At 66.3% G+C, this 19047-nt stretch carries 19 protein-coding genes and 2 pseudogenes; 14 read left to right on the plus strand and 7 right to left on the minus strand.

Annotation, left to right across the window (positions count from 1 at the left end; all coding sequences use genetic code 11):
• Positions 1–99 precede the first annotated feature (99 nt).
• From AC25MA_RS12315 to AC25MA_RS12330, 4 genes are all read left to right on the plus strand, one after another.
• Positions 100–486, plus strand: coding sequence for a CidA/LrgA family protein (locus AC25MA_RS12315; protein WP_486972062.1), 387 nt, complete (start codon positions 100–102; stop codon positions 484–486).
• The gene (locus tag AC25MA_RS12320; RefSeq protein ID WP_028689844.1) at positions 476–1162 is read left to right on the plus strand and encodes an LrgB family protein; all 687 of its coding nucleotides are present in this window, start codon (positions 476–478) and stop codon (positions 1160–1162) included. The genes AC25MA_RS12315 and AC25MA_RS12320 overlap by 11 nt, the downstream gene beginning before the upstream one ends.
• 173 nt (positions 1163–1335) lie before the next feature.
• Entirely contained in the window at positions 1336–2241 is a 906-nt protein-coding gene (locus AC25MA_RS12325; RefSeq protein ID WP_062363974.1) for an alpha/beta fold hydrolase, read from the plus strand.
• A gap of 116 nt (positions 2242–2357) precedes the next feature.
• A complete protein-coding gene (locus AC25MA_RS12330; protein WP_062363975.1) occupies positions 2358–3272 on the plus strand; it encodes an SDR family oxidoreductase in 915 nt (304 codons plus the stop codon).
• 312 nt (positions 3273–3584) lie between these two features.
• On the opposite strand, the gene AC25MA_RS12335 is transcribed toward AC25MA_RS12330, so the two are convergent.
• Positions 3585–4367, minus strand: a complete 783-nt coding sequence (locus AC25MA_RS12335; RefSeq protein ID WP_028689841.1) for an IclR family transcriptional regulator — start codon at positions 4365–4367, stop codon at positions 3585–3587.
• A gap of 189 nt (positions 4368–4556) precedes the next feature.
• Between AC25MA_RS12335 and hmgA the strand changes: the two genes are divergently transcribed.
• Genes hmgA through AC25MA_RS12355 form a run of 4 tightly spaced genes read left to right on the plus strand, consistent with a single transcriptional unit; the run spans position 4557 to position 9197 of the window.
• Positions 4557–5858, plus strand: coding sequence for a homogentisate 1,2-dioxygenase (gene hmgA, locus AC25MA_RS12340; protein WP_486972063.1), 1302 nt, complete (start codon positions 4557–4559; stop codon positions 5856–5858).
• A 3-nt stretch (positions 5859–5861) separates the two neighbouring features.
• Positions 5862–7154, plus strand: coding sequence for a fumarylacetoacetase (gene fahA / locus AC25MA_RS12345; protein WP_486972064.1), 1293 nt, complete (start codon positions 5862–5864; stop codon positions 7152–7154).
• 12 nt (positions 7155–7166) lie between these two features.
• On the plus strand, positions 7167–7796 hold the full coding sequence (gene maiA, locus AC25MA_RS12350; RefSeq protein ID WP_028689838.1) for a maleylacetoacetate isomerase: 630 nt from the start codon (positions 7167–7169) through the stop codon (positions 7794–7796).
• Positions 7797–7847: 51 nt separating this feature from the next.
• Positions 7848–9197 (plus strand): MFS transporter, encoded by a 1350-nt coding sequence (locus AC25MA_RS12355; protein ID WP_247284034.1) that lies wholly within the window; start codon positions 7848–7850, stop codon positions 9195–9197.
• On the opposite strand, the gene AC25MA_RS12360 is transcribed toward AC25MA_RS12355, so the two are convergent.
• On the minus strand, positions 9186–9992 hold the full coding sequence (locus AC25MA_RS12360; protein ID WP_062363983.1) for a SirB1 family protein: 807 nt from the start codon (positions 9990–9992) through the stop codon (positions 9186–9188). The genes AC25MA_RS12355 and AC25MA_RS12360 overlap by 12 nt on opposite strands.
• Positions 9993–10115: 123 nt before the next feature.
• On the opposite strand from AC25MA_RS12360, the gene AC25MA_RS12365 reads away from it, so the two are divergent.
• Positions 10116–11135: a Leu/Phe/Val dehydrogenase gene (locus AC25MA_RS12365; protein ID WP_028689836.1), complete on the plus strand. Its 1020-nt coding sequence runs from the start codon at positions 10116–10118 to the stop codon at positions 11133–11135.
• A gap of 33 nt (positions 11136–11168) precedes the next feature.
• Here AC25MA_RS12365 and AC25MA_RS12370 read toward each other — a convergent pair whose 3' ends face one another.
• The gene (locus tag AC25MA_RS12370) at positions 11169–11432 is read right to left on the minus strand and encodes a YebG family protein (protein ID WP_028689835.1); all 264 of its coding nucleotides are present in this window, start codon (positions 11430–11432) and stop codon (positions 11169–11171) included.
• Positions 11433–11654: 222 nt separating this feature from the next.
• Here AC25MA_RS12370 and AC25MA_RS12375 point away from each other — a divergent pair, with 222 nt between their 5' ends.
• A complete protein-coding gene (locus AC25MA_RS12375; RefSeq protein ID WP_028689834.1) occupies positions 11655–12125 on the plus strand; it encodes a phosphate-starvation-inducible protein PsiE in 471 nt (156 codons plus the stop codon).
• 3 nt (positions 12126–12128) lie between these two features.
• On the opposite strand, the gene AC25MA_RS12380 is transcribed toward AC25MA_RS12375, so the two are convergent.
• Positions 12129–12428, minus strand: a complete 300-nt coding sequence (locus tag AC25MA_RS12380; RefSeq protein WP_051555641.1) for a DUF3509 domain-containing protein — start codon at positions 12426–12428, stop codon at positions 12129–12131.
• Between the two features lie 129 nt (positions 12429–12557).
• Positions 12558–12905 carry an HPF/RaiA family ribosome-associated protein gene (locus tag AC25MA_RS12385; protein ID WP_023630676.1) on the minus strand — a complete coding sequence of 116 codons (348 nt, stop codon included), beginning with the start codon at positions 12903–12905 and terminating at the stop codon, positions 12558–12560.
• 252 nt (positions 12906–13157) lie between these two features.
• Between AC25MA_RS12385 and AC25MA_RS12390 the strand changes: the two genes are divergently transcribed.
• Positions 13158–14261: an NADH:flavin oxidoreductase gene (locus AC25MA_RS12390; protein ID WP_486972065.1), complete on the plus strand. Its 1104-nt coding sequence runs from the start codon at positions 13158–13160 to the stop codon at positions 14259–14261.
• On the opposite strand, the gene AC25MA_RS12395 is transcribed toward AC25MA_RS12390, so the two are convergent.
• Positions 14230–15426 carry a glycosyltransferase family 4 protein gene (locus AC25MA_RS12395; protein ID WP_486972066.1) on the minus strand — a complete coding sequence of 399 codons (1197 nt, stop codon included), beginning with the start codon at positions 15424–15426 and terminating at the stop codon, positions 14230–14232. The two genes, AC25MA_RS12390 and AC25MA_RS12395, sit on opposite strands and share 32 nt — an antisense overlap.
• Positions 15427–15695: 269 nt before the next feature.
• On the opposite strand from AC25MA_RS12395, the pseudogene AC25MA_RS12400 reads away from it, so the two are divergent.
• Both AC25MA_RS12400 and AC25MA_RS12405 read left to right on the plus strand, forming a co-directional pair.
• Positions 15696–16328, plus strand: a pseudogene (locus AC25MA_RS12400) (PAS domain-containing protein); the annotation flags it as partial.
• A 177-nt stretch (positions 16329–16505) separates the two neighbouring features.
• Positions 16506–16922, plus strand: a pseudogene (locus AC25MA_RS12405) (methyl-accepting chemotaxis protein); the annotation flags it as partial.
• Between the two features lie 78 nt (positions 16923–17000).
• Here AC25MA_RS12405 and cysZ read toward each other — a convergent pair.
• Positions 17001–17729 carry a sulfate transporter CysZ gene (cysZ, locus tag AC25MA_RS12410; RefSeq protein ID WP_028689830.1) on the minus strand — a complete coding sequence of 243 codons (729 nt, stop codon included), beginning with the start codon at positions 17727–17729 and terminating at the stop codon, positions 17001–17003.
• A 311-nt stretch (positions 17730–18040) separates the two neighbouring features.
• On the opposite strand from cysZ, the gene trxB reads away from it, so the two are divergent.
• A complete protein-coding gene (gene trxB / locus AC25MA_RS12415) occupies positions 18041–19003 on the plus strand; it encodes a thioredoxin-disulfide reductase (RefSeq protein ID WP_028689829.1) in 963 nt (320 codons plus the stop codon).
• Positions 19004–19047: the final 44 nt, after the last annotated feature.

The raw sequence follows: 19047 nt of genomic DNA on the forward strand, positions 1-19047 counted from the left end.
CACTCGATTCCATTTTGGAATGGCTATCAGTCTAACAATTCGCTTCTGGCCTGGGGGCGCGACTTCTACAATGGGCACGTTGTCGAGGAACCCCCGCCCATGAATCCTGCATTGCTGAAGAAAACCCTGCGCCTCTTCGCCGAGCTGGCGGTGCTGCTGGCCCTGTTCCTGATCGGCGGCCAGCTGGCCGCCTGGCTGTCCTGGCCGATCCCCGCCGGGGTGATGGGCCTGGCGCTGCTGCTGGTGCTGTTCGCCTGCGGCGTGCTCAAGCCGGCCACCCTGCAACTGGGCGCCGGCTGGCTGATGGCCGAGATGCTGCTGTTCTTCATTCCGGCGTTGATGAGCCTGCTGGACTACGGCAGTCTGCTGCGCAGCGAAGGCTGGCGCATCCTGCTGGTGATCGCGCTGAGCACGCTGCTGGTGATGGTGGTCACCGCGCTGACCGTGGAACTGGTGTGCCGCTGGAGGTTGCGCCATGAGCCTTGAACCCATGCCGCTGTTCTGGTTGGCGCTGACCCTGGGCGCCTACCTGGGCAGCCGCTGGCTGTACCGGCGCAGCGGGCGCTATCTGCTGTCGCCGCTGATCCTGGTGCCGGCGCTGCTGCTGGCGGTGGCCGTTCCGTTGCACACCGCCTACGCCGAGTACGCCCGTAACACCCACTGGCTGATGGGCGTGCTGGGCCCGGTCACCGTCGCCTTCGCGGTGCCGATCTGGCAGCAACGGGCATTGCTGGCACGGCATTGGCCGGCGCTGCTGGTGGGCATGCTGGCCGGCAGCGTGGCCTCGATCGGCAGCTCCTGGGCGCTGGCGCATTTGCTGGCGCTGGACGAGGCGGTCAGCCTGTCGCTGCTGCCGCGCTCGATCACCACGCCGTTCGCCATGCCGGTGGCCCAGGACCTGGGCGGCGTGCCGGAACTGACGGCGGTGTTCGTGATGTTCACCGGCGTGCTCGGGGCGATGTTCGGCGGCATCCTGCTGCGTTGGTTGCCACTGCGCACGCCATTGGCGCGGGGCGCGCTGTTCGGCGTCGGCGCCCATGGCGCGGGCGTCAGCCGGGCCCAGGAGGTCGGCCGCGAGGAGGGCTCGGTGGCCGGCCTGGTCATGGTCCTGACCGGGCTGCTCAACCTGCTGGCGGCGCCGCTTCTGATGAAGTTGATCTGACCGTTCGTGCTACTGACTCGCACGGTCATCAGGCTGGCTGCCAAGGCGACTTATCACCTTCGTATAGGCTTCTAGACTGAGCCTCGACATAGAGAGCACATGTATGTGCCGAGGTGACATGCAATGAACGCAGCCTTGCCCTCTTCCGACACTTATCCACCGGGACGACCGTGATGCCACTGGCCGAGATTCCATTGTGCGTCTGGCGCACCCGGAGCCAGGGTTTCACCTTCCGGGGCCAGAGCATCCGCTACTGGACGGCAGGGCAAGGAGAGCCCCTGCTTTTGCTTCACGGTTTCCCCACGGCCAGCTGGGATTGGCACTACCTGTGGGCACCCCTGGCCCAGCGTTTTCGCGTGGTGGCCTGCGACATGCTCGGCTTCGGCGATTCGGCCAAGCCCGCGGACCACGACTACAGCCTGCTCGAGCAGGCCGATCTGCAGCAGGCGTTGCTGGCGCACCTGCACATCGACCAGCCGGTGCACTTGCTGGCTCATGACTACGGTGGCAGCGTCGCCCAGGAACTGCTGGCCAGGCACCATGAGCAGCGGCTCAAGGTGGCCAGTTGCGTGTTCCTCAACAGCGGGCTGTTCCCCGAGAGCTGCCGCGTGCTGCTGGTGCAGAAGCTGCTGCTCAGCCGCCTGGGCTGGCTGGTCGGGCGCTCGTTCGGGCGCGACGACCTGGTGCGCAACGTCACCCAGGTCTACGGCCCCTGCACCCACCCCAGCGAAAGCGCCCTGGACGACTACTGGAGCCTGATCGCCTCCAATCGCGGCCCGCGCATCCTGCACCGGCTCATCAGCTTCCTGCCCGAGCGCAAGGCCCAGCGCGAACGCTGGGTCGCGGCGCTGCAACGCCCGGGCGTGCCGCTGCGCTTCATCAATGGCGCGGTCGATCCGTTGTCCGGCGCGCACATGGTCGAACGCTACCGCGAACTGGTGCCGGAGCCGGACACCGTGGTGCTGCAGGGCATTGGCCATTACCCGCATACCGAGGCGCCGGTGCAGGTGCTGCGCCACTACCTGGCCTTTCGTGAACAACCGATGAGCTATGTGCCGCTGAAGGTCGCCTGGTCCTGACCGGGTGATCATCGCCGGGCGTTATCGGGCGGCATTCGCCACGGTGCGCTTGATTGCCCGGCCCCGGCGGCTGGCGGAGACTGCGTTGCATCCCTTCATTGCCAGGAGCCTTGAGCATGAGCGAACCAGTACGTCTGCAGGATCGAGTGGTGATCGTCACGGGGGCCGGTGGCGGCCTGGGCCGGGCCCATGCGTTGCTGTTCGCCGCGCGCGGCGCGCACGTGGTGGTCAACGACCTGGGCGGGTCGACCCACGGTGAAGGCGCCAACGCCTCGGCGGCCGACCGCGTGGTGGAGGAGATCCGCGCCGCGGGCGGTTCGGCGATCGCCAACCATGACTCGGTCACCGATGGCGCGCGCATTGTCGAGCAGGCCCTGGACACCTACGGCCGGGTCGATGTGCTGGTCAATAACGCCGGCATCCTGCGCGACAAGACCTTCCACAAGATGGAAGACAGCGACTGGGAGCTGGTCTACCGCGTGCATGTCGAGGGCGCCTACAAGGTCACCCACGCTGCCTGGCCGCACCTGCGGGCGCAGAACTGGGGGCGGGTGATCTTCACCTCGTCCACCTCGGGCATCTATGGCAATTTCGGCCAGGCCAACTACGGCATGGCCAAGCTCGGCCTCTATGGGCTGACCCGCACCCTGGCCATCGAAGGCCGCAAGCACGGCATCCTGGTCAACGCCATCGCCCCGACCGGCGGCACGCGCATGACCGAGGGGCTGATCCCGCCGCAGGTGTTCGAGCGGCTGCAGCCCGAACTGATCAGCCCGCTGGTGGTGTACCTGGGGAGCGAACAGTGCCAGGACAGCGGCGAGCTGTTCGAGGTGGGCGGCGGCTGGGTCGGCAAGTTGCGCTGGGAGCGCAGCCAGGGCGTGGGGTTCGACCCGCGCGAAGGGTTCACGCCCGAGCAGGTGGCGGACAACTGGGCGCGCATTGGCGACTTCGAGGGCGCCGGGCATCCGCAGGACAGCCTGCAGGCGTTGCAGCAGATGATGGCGAACCTGCAGAAGTATCCGTTGGGTTGAACAATGCCGGGGCCGCGCTGCGGCCCTTTCGCCGGTCTTGCGAATCCTGCACAAATAAAAAAGGCCGCTGCAATCGCAGCGGCCAATCGAGACGTTAGATCAAGGAGCTTCAAAATCAACGTCGGTGAACCTGGGCGGGCCCGAAAGGCAGGGGGGAGAGCCCTTCGTGCCGGCCAGTGAGATCAGAATAAGCGCTTGATCTCGTGGGAAAAATAGCGGCTTATGACATTCACCTTTACGTTTCGGGTAAAAGTGCCAGGCGGACTATAGCCAGCCTGCGCAGTGAAAATCCGTAATGCTTTGTAAGCCTTTTCACTGATCCGCGCCGTATCCCATCCGCCAGCTGGTGGCTTGGGTGGCGGCTAGCAGGCGCCGGGCGGCCGGGCCGTGCTCGTCGGCATGGAAGATCGAGGTCGGCCCGACCACGGTCATCACCGCGGCGACCTGACCCATGGCGTTGAACACCGGCGCGGACAGCGCATCCACCCCCGGCATCAGCAACCCGTGCACATGGTGCAGGCCGCGCTGGCGGATCTGCTCCAGCAGGGGCGCATAGTCGCTCGCCTTCTGGCCCAGCGTGGCCAGTTCCTGGTCGCGCAGCTCCACGGTCTCCCGCTCGGGCAGATGCGCCGCGAACACCAGCCCGGTGGACGAACTCAGCAATGGCAGCACCGAGCCGATCTGGGTCACCACCGTCACCGCCCGCACCGCCGGCTCGATGCTCACCACGGTCGCGCCTTGGTTGCCCCACACGGCGATGAAGCAGCTTTCGTTGAGCTCGTCGCGCAGCTGCGACAGCGGCAGCGCCGCCACCTTCAGCACATCGATGCTGCCCAGTGCCGCCATGCCCACCCGCAACGCCTCGCGCCCGAGCCCATAGTGGTTGGTGGCCGGGTCCTGTTCGGCGAAGCCGCTGGCGATCAGCGCCTGCAGGTAGCGGTGCACCTTGCTCGCCGGCATGTCCACGTGCTCGGCCAGGCGCGACAACGAGGTGGAGGGGGAGAGTTCGGCCAGGGCCTTGAGGATGTCGGTGCCGACTTCCGCCGAGCGGACCTTCTGTTTGCCGTTGTCGGCGCTGCTGCTGGCTTTGGCCATGGGGGACTTCTATGCGGAATTCTTGGGGTGGCGCCTTTATAGCTTGACGCCTGCGCGCGGGCAAATTACGTTATTCGTAATCTGATTACGATAAAAACAATGCAGACGCGCTGCCGCCCCTGGTGCCGGTTTCAGGATCGGGCCCGCAGCCAGCTGCCCGCAACGGCTCCCAGCAGCCCGGAGGCACCGATGACCCGCGACACTTCCCCTGAACTCGAGTACCTGAGCGGCTTCGGCAACGAATTCGCCAGCGAAGCCTTGCCCGGTGCCCTGCCGGTCGGGCAGAACTCGCCGCAGAAAGCCCCCTACGGGCTGTACGCCGAGCTGCTGTCGGGCACCGCTTTCACCATGACCCGCAGCGAACTGCGCCGTACCTGGCTGTACCGCATCCGCCCGTCGGCGCTGCACCCGCGTTTCGAGCGCCTGGAGCGCCAGCCGCTGACCGGCGCGCTGGGTGCCATCAACCCCAATCGCCTGCGCTGGAGCCCCCAGCCGATTCCGCCCGAGCCGACCGACTTCATCGATGGCTGGCTGCCGATGGTGGCCAACTCGGCATCGGAAAAGCCGGCCGGGGTGAGCGTCTACATCTACCGCGCCAACCGTTCCATGGAGCGGGTGTTCTTCAATGCCGACGGCGAGCTGCTGCTGGTGCCGGAACAAGGTCGCCTGCGCATCGCCACCGAGCTGGGCGTGCTCGAAGTCGGGCCGCTGGAGATCGCGGTGATCCCGCGGGGCATGAAGTTCCGGGTCGAACTGCTCGACGCCCAGGCCCGTGGCTATATCGCCGAGAACCACGGCGCGCCGCTGCGCATCCCGGACCTCGGCCCGATCGGCAGCAACGGCCTGGCCAACCCGCGTGACTTCCTTACCCCGGTCGCCCATTACGAAGAGAACAACGGCCCGGTACAGCTGGTGCAGAAGTTCCTCGGTGAACACTGGGCCTGCGAGCTGCAGCATTCGCCGCTGGACGTGGTCGCCTGGCACGGCAGCAACGTGCCGTACAAGTACGACCTGCGCCGCTTCAACACCATCGGCACGGTCAGTTTCGACCATCCCGACCCGTCGATATTCACCGTGCTGACCTCGCCCACCAGCGTGCACGGCATGGCCAACATGGACTTCGTGATTTTCCCGCCGCGCTGGATGGTGGCCGAGAATACCTTCCGTCCACCATGGTTCCACCGCAACCTGATGAACGAGTTCATGGGCCTGATCCAGGGCGCCTACGACGCCAAGGCCGAAGGCTTCCTGCCCGGCGGCGCCTCGCTGCACGGGGTGATGAGCGCCCACGGCCCGGACGCCGAGACCTGCGACAAGGCCATCTCGGTGGACCTGGCGCCGCACAAGATCGACAACACCATGGCCTTCATGTTCGAGACCAGCCAGGTGCTGCGTCCGAGCCGCCAGGCCCTCGAAAGCCCGCAATTGCAGGCCGACTACGATAGTTGCTGGGCCACCTTGCCGAGCACCTTCAACCCGAACCGGAGATAACCGATGAACCACACCGCCATTGCCCGCAGCTGGGTCGAGCACGCCAACGGGCACCGCGACTTCCCGCTGCAGAACCTGCCCCTGGGCATCTTCAGCCGCCCAGGGCAGGCGCCACGTTGCGGCGTGGCCATCGGCGACGCGATCCTCGACCTCGAGGCCGTGCTGGCCGCTGGCCTGTTCGACGGCGCGGCCAAGGCCGCCGTCGAGGCCACCGTCGGCGGCGCGCTGAACGCCTTCTTCGCCCTGGGCCGTACGGCCCGCGTGGCCCTGCGCGAGCGCCTGCTGGCACTGCTGGACGAGGGCAGCGAGCACCAGGCTGCGCTGAAGGCAGCGCTGTACCCGGCCAGCGAATGCCAACTGCACCTGCCGGCGAAGATCGGTGACTACACCGACTTCTACGTCGGCATCGAGCATGCCAAGAACGTCGGCAAGCTGTTCCGCCCGGACAACCCGCTGCTGCCCAACTACAAGCATGTGCCGATCGGCTACCACGGCCGCGCCTCGACCATCCGTGCCTCCGGTGCCGATGTGCGCCGCCCCAAGGGCCAGACCCTGCCGGCGGGCCAGACCGAGCCGAGTTTCGGCCCTTGCGCGCGCCTGGACTACGAGCTGGAGCTGGGTATCTGGATCGGCCAGGGCAACGACATGGGCCAGCCGATCCCGGTGGGCGATGCCGCCGAGCACGTGGCCGGCTTCTGCCTGCTCAACGACTGGTCGGCGCGGGACATCCAGGCCTGGGAATACCAGCCGCTGGGCCCGTTCCTGTCCAAGAGCTTCATCACCACGGTGTCGCCGTGGGTGGTAACCGCCGAGGCACTGGAGCCATTCCGCTGCGCCCAGCCGGCCCGTCCGGAGGGTGACCCGCAGCCGCTGTCGTACCTGCTGGACAAGCGCGACCAGGCTGCCGGCGCCTTCGACGTCGAGCTGGAAGTGCTGCTGCTGACCGAGCGCATGCGCGAGCAGAACCTGCCGGCGCATCGCCTGACCCTGAGCAGCACCCGCAGCATGTACTGGACCGTGGCGCAGATGGTTGCCCACCACAGCGTCAACGGCTGCCAGCTGCAACCGGGCGACCTGTTCGGTTCGGGTACCCTGTCGGGCGCCGCGCCGGGGTCGTTCGGCAGCCTGCTGGAGATCACCGAGGGCGGCAAGCACCCGGTGGAACTGGCCAGCGGCGAGGTGCGCAAGTTCCTCGAGGACGGCGACGAGATCATCCTGCGCGCCCGTTGCGTGCGCGAGGGCGTGGCCAGCATCGGCTTCGGCGAGTGCCGCGGCACCATCGTCGCGGCCAACTGAGGGGGCAGGGCGATGGAACTGTTCACCTACTACCGCTCCACCTCGTCGTATCGGGTGCGCATCGCCCTGGCGCTCAAGGGCCTGGACTACCAGGCCCTGCCTGTGAACCTGCTCAAGGGCGAACAGCGCGGCGCGGACTACCTGGCGCTCAACCCCCAGGGCCGGGTGCCGGCCCTGCGCCTGGAGAGCGGCGAGCTGCTGGTGCAGTCGCCGGCGATCATCGAGTACCTGGAGGAAGCCTTCCCCGAAACGCCACTGTTGCCCCGTGCGCCCGAAGCCCGGGCCAGGGTGCGCGGCGTGGCGGCGATCATCGGCTGCGATGTCCATCCGTTGCACAACGTCAGCGTGCTCAACCAGCTGCGTCAGTTGGGGCACGACGAGGCCCAGGTCAACCAGTGGATCGGCCACTGGATCAGCCAGGGGCTGGCGGCGGTGGAGCAACTGATCGGCGATGACGGCTTCTGCTTCGGGGCGACGCCGGGCGTGGCCGACGTCTACCTGATCCCGCAGCTGTACGCGGCCGAGCGCTTCAACATCGACCTTGGTGGTTACCCGCGCATTCGCCGGGTGGCCGCCCTGGCCGAGCAGCACCCGGCCTTCCACCAGGCCCACCCGGCGAGGCAGCCCGACACCCCCGACTGATCGCCACCGCCCGCACCTGCACTCATAACAACAAAAGACAGGGACCTTGCGATGCACAACCAGATAGCCAGCTTTCGCGCGGCGCTCGACGCGCGCCCGGTGTCACCCTACCAGTGGCGCCTGCTGCTGCTGTTGATCCTGCTGTTGGTCACCGATGGTTATGACGCCCAGGTGCTGGGCTATGTGATCCCCGCGCTGGCCCAGGACTGGGGGCTGGAGAAGGCCGCCTTCGGGCCGGTGTTCAGCGCCAACCTGCTGGGCCTGACGGTCGGCTCGCTGGCGGTGACGCCGCTGGCCGACCGCTTCGGCGTGCGCCGGGTGCTGCTGTGCTGCGTGCTGCTGTACGCCAGCCTGACGGTGCTGATGGTGTTCGCCTCTTCCCTCGACAGCCTGATGCTGGCGCGCTTTCTCTGCGGCATCGGCATGGGCGGCGCCATGCCCAGCGCCATGGCGCTGATGGCCGACTATGCGCCGCCTCGGCTGCGTACCCTGATGGTCACCCTGGCGGCTTGCGGATTCTCCCTGGGCGGCGCGGCGGGCGGCTTCGTCGCCGCGGGCTTCATCGATCATCACGGTTGGCAGGCGGTGTTTCTCGCCGGCGGCGTGGCGCCCTTGCTGCTATTCCCGTTCCTGGTACTGTTCCTGCCCGAGTCGCTGCCGCGCCTGCTGCGCGACGCCCCACCCTATGCGCGGTTGCAGCGGGTGACTGCCCGGTTGTTGCCCGGTTGGCAGATACCAGTGGCGCGGATCGCCAGCGACGAGCCGGCGGACAGCAAGCTCACCATGGTGGCGCTGTTCCGCGACGGTTTTGCCCGCCCGACCCTGCTGCTGTGGAGCACCTTCTTCGTCAGCCTGATCCTGCTGTACTTCATGATCAGCTGGCTGCCGTCGCTGCTGCAGGAAAGCGGGCTGGCGCTGAACCAGGCCAACCTGGTCACCTCGCTGTTCCTGTTCGCCGGCACCTTCGGTGCCGTATGCCTGGCCTGGTGCGCCGACCGCATGGCCAACAAGGCCTATCTGCTGGCCGCCGTGCTGCTGGGGGCAGCGCTGTTCAGCGTGCTGGTCGGCCTGAACCATGATGACCCGCGCTGGCTGGTGCCCAGTGTGTTCGCCGCCGGCTTCTGCATCATCGGTGGCCAGCTGACGCTCAATGCCTTCGTCAGCAACTTCTACCCGGCCCAGGTGCGCGCCACCGGCACCGGCTGGGCCCTGGGCGTCGGGCGCTTCGGCTCGATCCTCGGGCCGCTGCTGGGCAGCCTGCTGCTGACGTTGCACATGCCAGTGGAGCAGATCTTCTTCTTCTGTGCCGTCCCGGCCGTGCTGGGAGCGTTGTTGATCAGCCGGGTGCGGGCGCCGCGGCCGCGTGAGCCGAAGGTCGCGGGCGAGGCCTTAATGGATTGAGCGCTTGGCGCTGGGCAGCTGGCCGAGGCGCTCGCTGAGTTTCAGGCGTTGCAGCGGGTCGTCAGTGAGCAACAGGGCGTGCTCCAGGTCGAAGCGTTCGGCCTGGGGGCAGTCCAGGTGCTGGTACAGCGTGGCGCGGGCCAGGTAATCGCTGACCTGCACCGGGCCCAGTTGCATGACCCGTTCGGCATCGATCAGGGCGGCCAGGTTGTTGTCGTTGCTGGTATGCAGCTGGCGCAGGTTACGCGACAGTCGCTGGAGCATCTGCCTTGGCGAAGCGCCGCGCAGGTGCTCGGCGGTCAGCGGCAACTGCGGGCCGTACTGGCGGGCGAGCAGTTCGCGGCAGTCGTTGGGGTAGAGGCGCCGGCCACCACAGGGGTCGAGCAGGTGATCGGCGCCGGGTACGCGCAGCAGGAAATGGCCGGGGAAGTTGACGCCCTCCAGCGGGATCGACAGGCGGCGGGCCAGTTCCAGGGCGAGGATGGCCAACAGCAACGGCTGGCCGCGGCGGCGCTGCAGCACCTTGTCCATCAGGGCCGCCTGCGGTCGCAACGGGTGGTATTCGTCCTGCTGGAAGCCCAGGGCGTTGAGCTGGCGTAGCAAGGGCTGGGCCAGCTCGTTGAGCGGCAGCATCGGCAGGCTGGTGCTGACGTCGCGTTGCAGTTCGTGCAGTCGGGCCAGGCCGGCTGCGGGCTCGACACTGGCGTCATGCTCGGCGGCAATCCACAGGGCAGCTTCCAGCAGGGCGACCGGCTCGCGTTCCAGGCAGGCCAGGCAGGCTTGGCGTGGGTTCATGGGACCTCTCCATCACGCTTAACTTGTAGCCCTGGCGCGGCTTTTCGTCCAGTGGTCCGTCCGTGCGGTGTCCGGCCTCGACCTGTTTATACTGGTAGGAGCACCTCTTTGGGGAGCCCGTCTATGTTCGAGCTCATGCAAAGCACCCGCGCCCAGTCACTGCACCTGTTCATCGACCCGCCCACGGGCCTGAAGGCCGTGGTGGTGATTCACAGCGAACAACTGGGGCCGGCCATGGGCGGCTGCCGCTACCTGCCCTATGCCGACGACGAGAGCGCCATGGCCGACGCCATCCGCCTGGCCCAGGGCATGAGCTACAAGGCGGCCCTGGCCGGGCTGCCGATGGGCGGTGGCAAGGCGGTGATCGTGCGTAATCCGCACGTGGAAAACCGCGCGGCGCTGTTCGAGGCCTTCGGCCGCTTCGTCGACAGCCTACAGGGGCGATTCATCACGGCGGTGGACAGCGGCACCTCGACCCTCGACATGGACTGTATTGCCCAGTCCACTCCCTACGTGACCAGCACCACGGCCTCGGGCGATCCGTCGCCCCATGCGGCCATGGGTGTGTTCGCCGGCATTCGCGCCACCTCCATGGCCCGGCTGGGCAGCGACAACCTGGAGGGGCTGCGGGTGGCGGTACAGGGCCTGGGCAATGTGGGCTACGCCCTGGCCGAGCAACTGCATGCGGCGGGCGCCGAGTTGCTGGTCAGCGACCTGGACCCGGGCAAAGTGCGCCTGGCGGTGGAGCAGTTCAGTGCCCATCCGGTGGCCCATGAGGCCTTGATCAGCACCCCGTGCGACATCTTCGCCCCCTGTGGCGTGGGGCCGGTGCTCAACGGGCAGAGCGTGATGCAACTGCGCTGTGCGGCGGTGGCGGGGTCGGCGAACAACCAGCTGACCACGTTGCAGGTGGCCGACCAGTTGGAGAGTCGGGGGATCCTGTACGCGCCGGACTACGTGATCAATGCGGGCGGGTTGATCTATGTGGCGTTGACCCACCGGGGGGAAACCGTGGGTAGCATCACCGCGCACCTGGCGCGAATTCCCACGCGGCTGACCGAGGTGTTCGCCCATGCCCAGGCAGAGAAACGGTCGCCGGCGCGGGTGGCGCAAATGTTGGCGGAGCGCTTGCTGTATGGCTGAGGGCCTGGTCGCGGGGCTTGCCCCGCGATGCGGTCATTCGGCCGCGCCACCTTCGAGCAGCTCCGCCAGCGCATCCGGCTGGCTCTTGAACGCCCGGGCGAACACGTCGCGGTTCTTGGCCATGTAGATACCGGCTTCCTCGACCTGCTGTTCGCTCAGCGACGGCACGGCCTTTTGCAGCACCTCGGCCAGGCGCTCGGCCAGTTCGAGCATCTTGTCGTGACGGTCTGCTTCGGCCTTATCCATGAACAAGCGCTCCGGGTCGCGGCTGCTGCGGTACACCACTTCGACGGCCATTCATCACCTCTGTGCCTTTTTGCTGGTTGGGTTGCGGACAACTGTATTTTTATACAGTACATCGCTCGACCATCATCCTGCAACCGCAATGATGGCCCGGCAAACTGAAAATCAGCGTAGCCCACAGGTGCCCTGCGGCAATCGGCCGCCTTCCAAGACAGGGGCCGTGGCCCTTTAACTGCATGGCACAAGACCTTCAGCCGTATCTAGGAATCGAACATCGTGAACATCAAATGGGCAGAAAGACTGCGCAAAGGCCTGCACGGCTCCGCCGACTCGCTGGGCAACCTGTGCGTGGAAGCCTTCCACTACCTGGCGCTGTTCGGCATCGGCGCGATCACCGCCTATGCGGCGGTGGCGACCTTCATGGACATGCTGGGCAAGGGCGGGGTCAGCGTCGATGACATCCTGCTGCTGTTCATCTACCTGGAGCTGGGGGCGATGGTGGGGATCTACTTCAAGACCAACCACATGCCGATCCGCTTCCTGCTCTATGTGGCGATCACTGCATTGACCCGCCTGCTGATCGGCGATGTCTCGCACCACAAGGCGCCGGATGTCGGGCTGCTGTACGTGTGCGGGGGCATCCTGCTGCTGGCATTCGCCATCCTGGTGGTGCGCTACGCCTCGTACCGTTACCCGTCGACCAAGGCGCTGGATGCCAGCGGCAAGGAAGTGGACGAGGGCAAGTAGCGCTTAGTTGGCACTGCCGGCGGCAGGAAAGCGCTGCTCGCCGTGCCAGGTGCGGGTCAGGGCCGCCAGCACCTCCAGTGGGTTCTGCCCCAGCTCGATGGCCAGGCCCAGGCGGATGCTGTCGATGACCCGCTGCAGGCGCACTGGGTCGTTGCGCTGGGCCTGGCTGATCAGGCGCCTGGCGACCACGCCGCTGTCGTCGGACAGGGTCAGCATGATGCTGCCGTCCAGGCGCTCGATGCTCAGGTTGACCCGGTACTCGGGGGCGAAGGCGGCGCTGATCTGATCGAAAGGGTTGTTCATGGTCGGGGTCTGCAGTGAATGACTGCAGGGGTTGACCGGAGGCGGCCGGGGTTGGTTCAGGCCCGCTGATCGGCCAACAATGAAAACGCCCGGCGCAAGGCCGGGCGTGCTTGTCTGAACCCTTGTCGGTCAGGCGTCTGGATCGCTCAGTTCCAGGGCGCCGCGCTTGCTGCGCAGTTTGCCGTAGAAGTGTTCCAGCGCGTGGTTCAGCTTGCTGGCGGCGCCATCGACGGCATGTTCCAGCGAAGTGGCGGTGTGGGTCACGGAGATCGGCTGGTGGCCTTTCGGGCGAGCCTCCATCTGGCAGCGTTTGTCGTGGGGACCGGGCTTGGCGCCGTTTTCGTCACGCAGGTGGACTTCAATGCGGGTGAGGTCGTCCTCGTAACGTTCGAGGCTGCTTTGCAGGGTACTGCGGACCCATTGGTCGAGACGGATGTTGCCTTCGATGTGGTTGCTGCTGTTGACCTGGATTTGCATGATTCAATCCTTATTCAGCTTGCTCGCGAGAGGCGTGCCTAGGCCACTGAGGGCGTTGGGTTTTCTGCGCCTCTTGACTCTAAAGTCAGGCAACCGACGGACGAATTCAAGCCCTTTTGCAAAATAAATTTCCTGTTGCAAATCGGTCCGCCCGCAGCGATACCTGCCGATCACTGCAATCAATGATGCTGTGACACGCACTTGGCGGCCCCTAAGCTCGGGCGCATCCATTTCATCCCTCGGGAGCGCCGCATGTCCAGCAACCCTCTGTTCCAGCCCTTCACCCTCGGCTCCCTCGACCTGCCGACCCGCGTGGTCATGGCGCCGATGACCCGTACCTTCTGCCCCGGCGGCGTGCCCCACGACGGCGTGATCGAGTACTACCGCCGCCGCGCCGCCGCCGGTGTCGGCCTGATCATCACCGAGGGCACCACGGTCGCGCACAAGGCCGCCAACGGCTACCCCAACGTACCCCGTTTTCACGGTGAGGATGCCCTGGCCGGCTGGAAACGCGTGGTCGAGGCCGTGCACGCCGAGGGCGGGCGCATCGTGCCGCAGTTGTGGCATGTGGGCAGTGTGCGGCGCCTGGGCACCGAGCCGGACGCCGCGGTCCCGGGCTATGGCCCGAGCGGCAAGGAAAAGGACGGCCAGGTGCAGGTCCACGGCATGAGCCGGGAGGATATCCGCGAGGTGATCGCCGCCTTCGCCCAGGCGGCGCGCGATGCCCAGGCCATCGGCATGGACGGCGTGGAGATCCACGGCGCCCACGGCTACCTGATTGACCAGTTCTTTTGGGAAGCCAGCAACCGTCGCGATGACGAATATGGCGGTGACCTGGCCGGGCGCTCGCGTTTCGCCATCGAACTGATCAAGGCCGTGCGCGCGGCCGTCGGCCCGGACTTCCCGATCATCCTGCGTTTCTCGCAATGGAAGCAGCAGGACTACAGCGCGCGCCTGGTGGATACCCCCGAGGCCCTGGCGGCGTTCCTCAAGCCCCTGTCCGAGGCGGGCGTGGATATCTTCCACTGCTCCACCCGGCGCTTCTGGGAGCCGGAGTTCGAGGGCAGCGAGCTGAACCTCGCCGGCTGGACCCGCCAGCTCACCGGCAAGCCGACCATCACCGTGGGCAGTGTCGGCCTGGATGGCGAGTTCCTGCAGTTCATGGTCGCCACCGACAAGGTGGCCAAGCCCGCCAGCCTCGAAGGGTTGCTGCGCCGCCTGCACGACCAGGAGTTCGACCTGGTGGCCGTGGGACGCGCTTTGCTGGTGGATGCCGAGTGGGCGCGCAAAGTGCGGGACGGGCGTGAGGACGATGTGCTGCCGTTCAGCCGTGAGGCGCTGACGACCTTGGCTTGATCACCAGTGGCGGGGCCTGCGGCTCGCGGCAGGCGCCGTACAGGTAGCCCTCGAACTGCTCGACGATCGCCGGCCAGCCCTGGCGGCTGGCGTGCTGGCGGGCGTTCAAGCGCACCCGGCGCAGGGTTTCGCCTTCCTCCAGCAACCAGCAGGCGGCGTCGATGAACGCTGCCTGGTCCCCCGGCATGGCCAAGGCGCCACTGTGGCCGTGGCGGATATGCTGGGCGGCGGCGGCTTCGTCGTAGGCGACCACGGCCAGTCCCGAGGCGAGCGCTTCGAGCACGACGTTGCCGAAGGTTTCGGTCAGGCTTGGGAACAGGAAAAGGTCGCCGCTGGCGTAGTGCTCGGCCAGTACCTCGCCGCGCTGCGCGCCACAGAACACGGCATCGGGCAGTTGCTGTTCGAGTTGTCCACGCAGCGGGCCATCACCGACGATCACCAGGCGCAGGCGCCGCTGCGGATAGACCTTGCCCAGGGCCTCCATGCAAGGACGCAGCAGGGCCAGGTTCTTCTCCGCGGCCAGGCGCCCGACGTGTAGCACGGCAATATCGTCCACACCCAGCCCCCACTGCTCGCGCAGGGCCTGGCTGCGGCGTGCCGGGGTGAACAGGCTGGCATCGACCCCGCGGGCCATCAGGCCGAGCCGTTCGAAGCCGCGGCGCTCCAGCTCCAGGCGCTGGCTGACGCTGGGCACCAGGGTGATGGCGGTGCGCCGATGGAACCAGCGCAGGTAGTGGGTGAGCATCCGCGACAGCAGGCCCAGGCCATACTGCCCCGAATATTGCGGGAAGTTGGTGTGAAAGCCGCTGACCACCGCCACGCCCAGGCGTCGGGCGGCGCGCAGGGCGCTCAGGCCCAGCGGGCCTTCGGTGGCGATGTACAGCACATCCGGGCGCTGCCTGCGCCAGCGACGCCACAGCTTGTGCATCGACACCTCGCCCCATTGCAGGCCTGGGTAGCCCGGCAATGGCCAACCTCGGCACAACAGCAGGGTCTCGTCGTTGCCGGCCCCGTTGTCGGTGGCCTGGCGCGGGCGGATCAGTTCCACCTGGTGGCCGCGCCGGCGCAGCCCTTCGCTGAGGCGTCCAAGGGTGTTGGCCACGCCATTGATCTCGGGTGGGAAGGTTTCGCTGACCAGGGTAATACGCAGGGACGGTGTGCTCATGGGAAAAAGTCTGGGCCGCCCCCGTTTCGGGCATGTGACGCCTTTGTGACGGGTACGTGACGCCTGATTTCCGGCACTTGCATCCGTTTGAATATTTCCTTGCAAGGCACTCAAGAACCCTCGCCACGCAGCCGATGCAGAGGCATTCGACTCTATGAATTCGCTCCGGGAGAGCGGCCATGTTCAACAGCAAATTGAAGAAAGAAATCCAGCAACTGCGCGAAGAGCTGATGTCCATCGAGCAGGTCAAGAACAGCCTCGACAGCGAAATGCTGGTGCTCCAGCTCGATCCCCAGGGGCGCATCGAGTCGGTCAACGGCAACTTTGAGGCCGAGATGGGCTATCGCGCCGAGCAACTGATCGGGCGCAACATCGAGGAGATCGTGCCCGCGCATGTGAAGAAGCTCGATTTCTACCAGCGCATGAAGCAGGCCATCACCCGTGGCGAGCACCTCAACGGTGCCTTCCGTCTGCTGCGCGGCAACGGTGACGAGGCGTGGCTGCGATCGATCCTGCAGCCGGTCAAGAACAGCGAAGGGCGCATCAAGTACTTCTCCCTGCACTCCAGCGACCTGACCCGCACCATCGAGACCTCCCGCGAGCACGAGAGCCTGATCAAGGCGCTGATGCGCTCCACCGCGGTAATCGAGTTCAACCTCGAAGGCCAGGTACTGACTGCCAACGACCGCTTCCTGCAGACCATGGGCTACAGCCTGGAGCAGGTGCGCGGCAAGCCGCACCGTATGTTCTGCGAGCCGGAAGAAGCCAACTCGCCTGGCTACCAGGAGTTCTGGAACCGCCTGCGCCGCGGCGAGTTCGTCGCCGAGCGCTTCAAGCGTATTGATTCCCATGGCCGGGTGGTCTGGTTGGAGGCTACGTACAACCCGATCATCGACGCCCACGACGTGCTCTACAAAGTGGTCAAGTTCGCCACCGTGATCACCGACCAGGTCAACCAGGAACTGGCCGTGGCCCAGGCCGCCGACATTGCCTACACCACCTCGCTGGAGACCGACGACAGCGCGCGCAAGGCCACCGACGTGGTGACCCAGACCGTCGAGGTGATGCGCGGCCTGGAAGGTTCGATGCAAAACGCCGCCGATGGCATCCAGGCGTTGGACAAGCAGTCAAAGGTGATCGGCGCGATCATCAAGACCATCAGCGACATCGCCGGTCAGACCAACCTGCTGGCGCTCAACGCCGCCATCGAAGCCGCCCGCGCCGGCGAGCAGGGGCGCGGCTTCGCCGTGGTCGCTGATGAAGTGCGTCAGTTGGCCTCGCGCACCAGCAGCGCCACCGAGGAGATCGCCAAGGTGGTGCAGCAGAACGAACAGCTGGCCCAGGCCGCGGTGGACATCATCGACACCAGCAAGCGCCAGGCCGAGCAGGGCCTGGCCCTGGCCGCCGATACCGGCGGGGTGATCGTCGAGATCCAGGAAGGGGCGAAGAAGGTGGTGGATGCGGTGGGGCAGTTTTCCAGCCAGTTGAGCCACTGACCGGACTTAAGCCATCGCGGGGCAAGCCCGCTCCCACGCATTGCGCGTGGGAGCGGGCTTGCCCCGCGATGGCTTCATTCAGGTACGCTCACGCACCCAGAACAGCGTCGCTCCGGCCACCGCCGCCGGCATCATCAGCACGTTGACTCCAGGAATCATCAGCGCAAGATAAGTGATCCCGCCAAACCCCATCGATTGCCAGCGCTTCTGCCGCAGCCAGGCGAGCATGTCCTGCCAGCTCATCTTGTTGTTGTCCGCCGGGTAGTCGATGTACTGGATCGCCATCATCCAGATCCCGAACACCAGCCACAGTGGCGCGGCGATCACGTTCACCACCGGGATGAACGAGAGGATGAACAGGCCGATGGCCCGAGGCAGGAAGTAGCCCAGCTTGCGCATCTCACGGCTGAGGGTGCGTGGCACCATGGCCACCAGCTCGGCCCAGCTGAAGGGCGGGAAGTTGTCCTGGCCGCGCACCACCACCTCGACCTTTTCCGCCAGGAAGCCGTTGAACGGCGCGGCGATGACGTTGGCCAGCAGGGTGAAGGTGAAGAACACCATCAACAGCACCAGGGCAACGAACAGCGGCCACAGGATGTAGGTGAGAAAGCCCAGCCAGTCGGGCAGGGTGGGCATCAGCGCATCGACCCACAGGCTGAACTGATGGCCGGCGAAATAGATCAGGCCGCCGAACAGCAGCAGGTTGACCGCCAGGGGCAGCAGCACGAACAGGCGCAGGCTCGGGCTCAGGACCAGTTTCAGGCCTTCGCGCAGGTACTGGGGGCCGGACAGGACGGGGGCTTGCATCGGAATGCTCCGCTTTAGGAAAACGCGCTGACCTTACCGAGTTTGGCGCGCGGACGAAAGGCACCGCGCCTCTGGGAAACGGTGTGTAACAAAGCACTGGGACAATGGCTGCCGGATAGAGACTGTCTATAAGGTGGATTGTCGAAGGATATTTCCTTAATCTCTGCGGCCTCGCTACAGTGCGCTCAACTTTTTCGGTTTTGGACCAACGCGTTGTAGCCTTCCCCAAGTGCTGCGTGGGTCCCTTTTAATTCCAGCTGGCGCAACCGGCACCTAGATGCCCCGTGCGGCCCGCTCGACAGGAGTTCGACATGTCTGAAGTACGTCATTCGCGCGTCATCATTCTCGGTTCCGGCCCTGCCGGTTACAGCGCCGCGGTGTACGCCGCCCGTGCCAACCTCAAGCCGCTGCTGATCACCGGCATGCAGGCCGGCGGCCAGCTGACCACCACCACCGAAGTCGACAACTGGCCGGGCGACCCCCACGGCCTGACCGGCCCGGCCCTGATGCAACGCATGCAGGAGCACGCCGAGCGCTTCGAGACCGAGATCGTCTTCGATCACATCAACGCCGTCGACCTGGCCAACAAGCCGTTTACCCTGCGCGGTGACAGCGGCACCTACACCTGCGACGCGCTGATCGTCGCCACCGGCGCCAGCGCCCGCTACCTGGGCCTGCCGTCGGAAGAAACCTTCATGGGCAAGGGTGTGTCGGCCTGCGCCACCTGCGACGGTTTCTTCTACCGCAACAAGCCGGTCGCCGTGGTCGGTGGCGGCAATACCGCCGTGGAAGAAGCTCTTTACCTGGCCAACATCGCCAGCAAGGTGACCCTGGTGCACCGCCGCGACACCTTCCGCGCCGAGAAGATCCTGATCGACAAGCTGCACGCCCGTGTCGCCGAAGGCAAGATCGAGCTCAAGCTCAATGCCACCCTGGATGAAGTGCTGGGTGACAACATGGGCGTGACCGGTGCGCGCCTGAAGAACAACGACGGCAGCTTCGACGAAATCAAGGTCGACGGCGTGTTCATCGCCATCGGCCACACCCCGAACACCTCGCTGTTCGAAGGCCAGCTGACCCTGAAGGACGGCTACCTGGTGGTCCACGGTGGCCGTGAAGGCAATGCCACCGCCACCAATGTCGAGGGCGTGTTCGCCGCTGGCGACGTGGCCGACCACGTCTACCGCCAGGCCATCACCTCGGCCGGTGCCGGCTGCATGGCGGCCCTGGACGTCGAGCGTTACCTGGACGGCCTGGCCAACGCCGCGCACTGATCCAGCCTTTGCGGGCCAGCCCCGCGATAAAAAAACCGGCCATC

This window comes from Pseudomonas sp. P65(2024) (assembly GCF_057480955.1).

Bases quoted from the DNA above. Each gene is read 5' to 3' on its own strand.
- AC25MA_RS12315 (WP_486972062.1), top strand. From the start codon at position 100: ATGAATCCTGCATTGCTGAAGAAAACCCTGCGCCTCTTCGCCGAGCTG.
- AC25MA_RS12320 (WP_028689844.1), top strand. From the start codon at position 476: ATGAGCCTTGAACCCATGCCGCTGTTCTGGTTGGCGCTGACCCTGGGC.
- AC25MA_RS12325 (WP_062363974.1), top strand. From the start codon at position 1,336: ATGCCACTGGCCGAGATTCCATTGTGCGTCTGGCGCACCCGGAGCCAG.
- AC25MA_RS12330 (WP_062363975.1), top strand. From the start codon at position 2,358: ATGAGCGAACCAGTACGTCTGCAGGATCGAGTGGTGATCGTCACGGGG.
- AC25MA_RS12335 (WP_028689841.1), bottom strand. From the start codon at position 4,367: ATGGCCAAAGCCAGCAGCAGCGCCGACAACGGCAAACAGAAGGTCCGC.
- hmgA (WP_486972063.1), top strand. From the start codon at position 4,557: ATGACCCGCGACACTTCCCCTGAACTCGAGTACCTGAGCGGCTTCGGC.
- fahA (WP_486972064.1), top strand. From the start codon at position 5,862: ATGAACCACACCGCCATTGCCCGCAGCTGGGTCGAGCACGCCAACGGG.
- maiA (WP_028689838.1), top strand. From the start codon at position 7,167: ATGGAACTGTTCACCTACTACCGCTCCACCTCGTCGTATCGGGTGCGC.
- AC25MA_RS12355 (WP_247284034.1), top strand. From the start codon at position 7,848: ATGCACAACCAGATAGCCAGCTTTCGCGCGGCGCTCGACGCGCGCCCG.
- AC25MA_RS12360 (WP_062363983.1), bottom strand. From the start codon at position 9,992: ATGAACCCACGCCAAGCCTGCCTGGCCTGCCTGGAACGCGAGCCGGTC.
- AC25MA_RS12365 (WP_028689836.1), top strand. From the start codon at position 10,116: ATGTTCGAGCTCATGCAAAGCACCCGCGCCCAGTCACTGCACCTGTTC.
- AC25MA_RS12370 (WP_028689835.1), bottom strand. From the start codon at position 11,432: ATGGCCGTCGAAGTGGTGTACCGCAGCAGCCGCGACCCGGAGCGCTTG.
- AC25MA_RS12380 (WP_051555641.1), bottom strand. From the start codon at position 12,428: ATGAACAACCCTTTCGATCAGATCAGCGCCGCCTTCGCCCCCGAGTAC.
- AC25MA_RS12385 (WP_023630676.1), bottom strand. From the start codon at position 12,905: ATGCAAATCCAGGTCAACAGCAGCAACCACATCGAAGGCAACATCCGT.
- AC25MA_RS12390 (WP_486972065.1), top strand. From the start codon at position 13,158: ATGTCCAGCAACCCTCTGTTCCAGCCCTTCACCCTCGGCTCCCTCGAC.
- AC25MA_RS12395 (WP_486972066.1), bottom strand. From the start codon at position 15,426: ATGAGCACACCGTCCCTGCGTATTACCCTGGTCAGCGAAACCTTCCCA.
- cysZ (WP_028689830.1), bottom strand. From the start codon at position 17,729: ATGCAAGCCCCCGTCCTGTCCGGCCCCCAGTACCTGCGCGAAGGCCTG.
- trxB (WP_028689829.1), top strand. From the start codon at position 18,041: ATGTCTGAAGTACGTCATTCGCGCGTCATCATTCTCGGTTCCGGCCCT.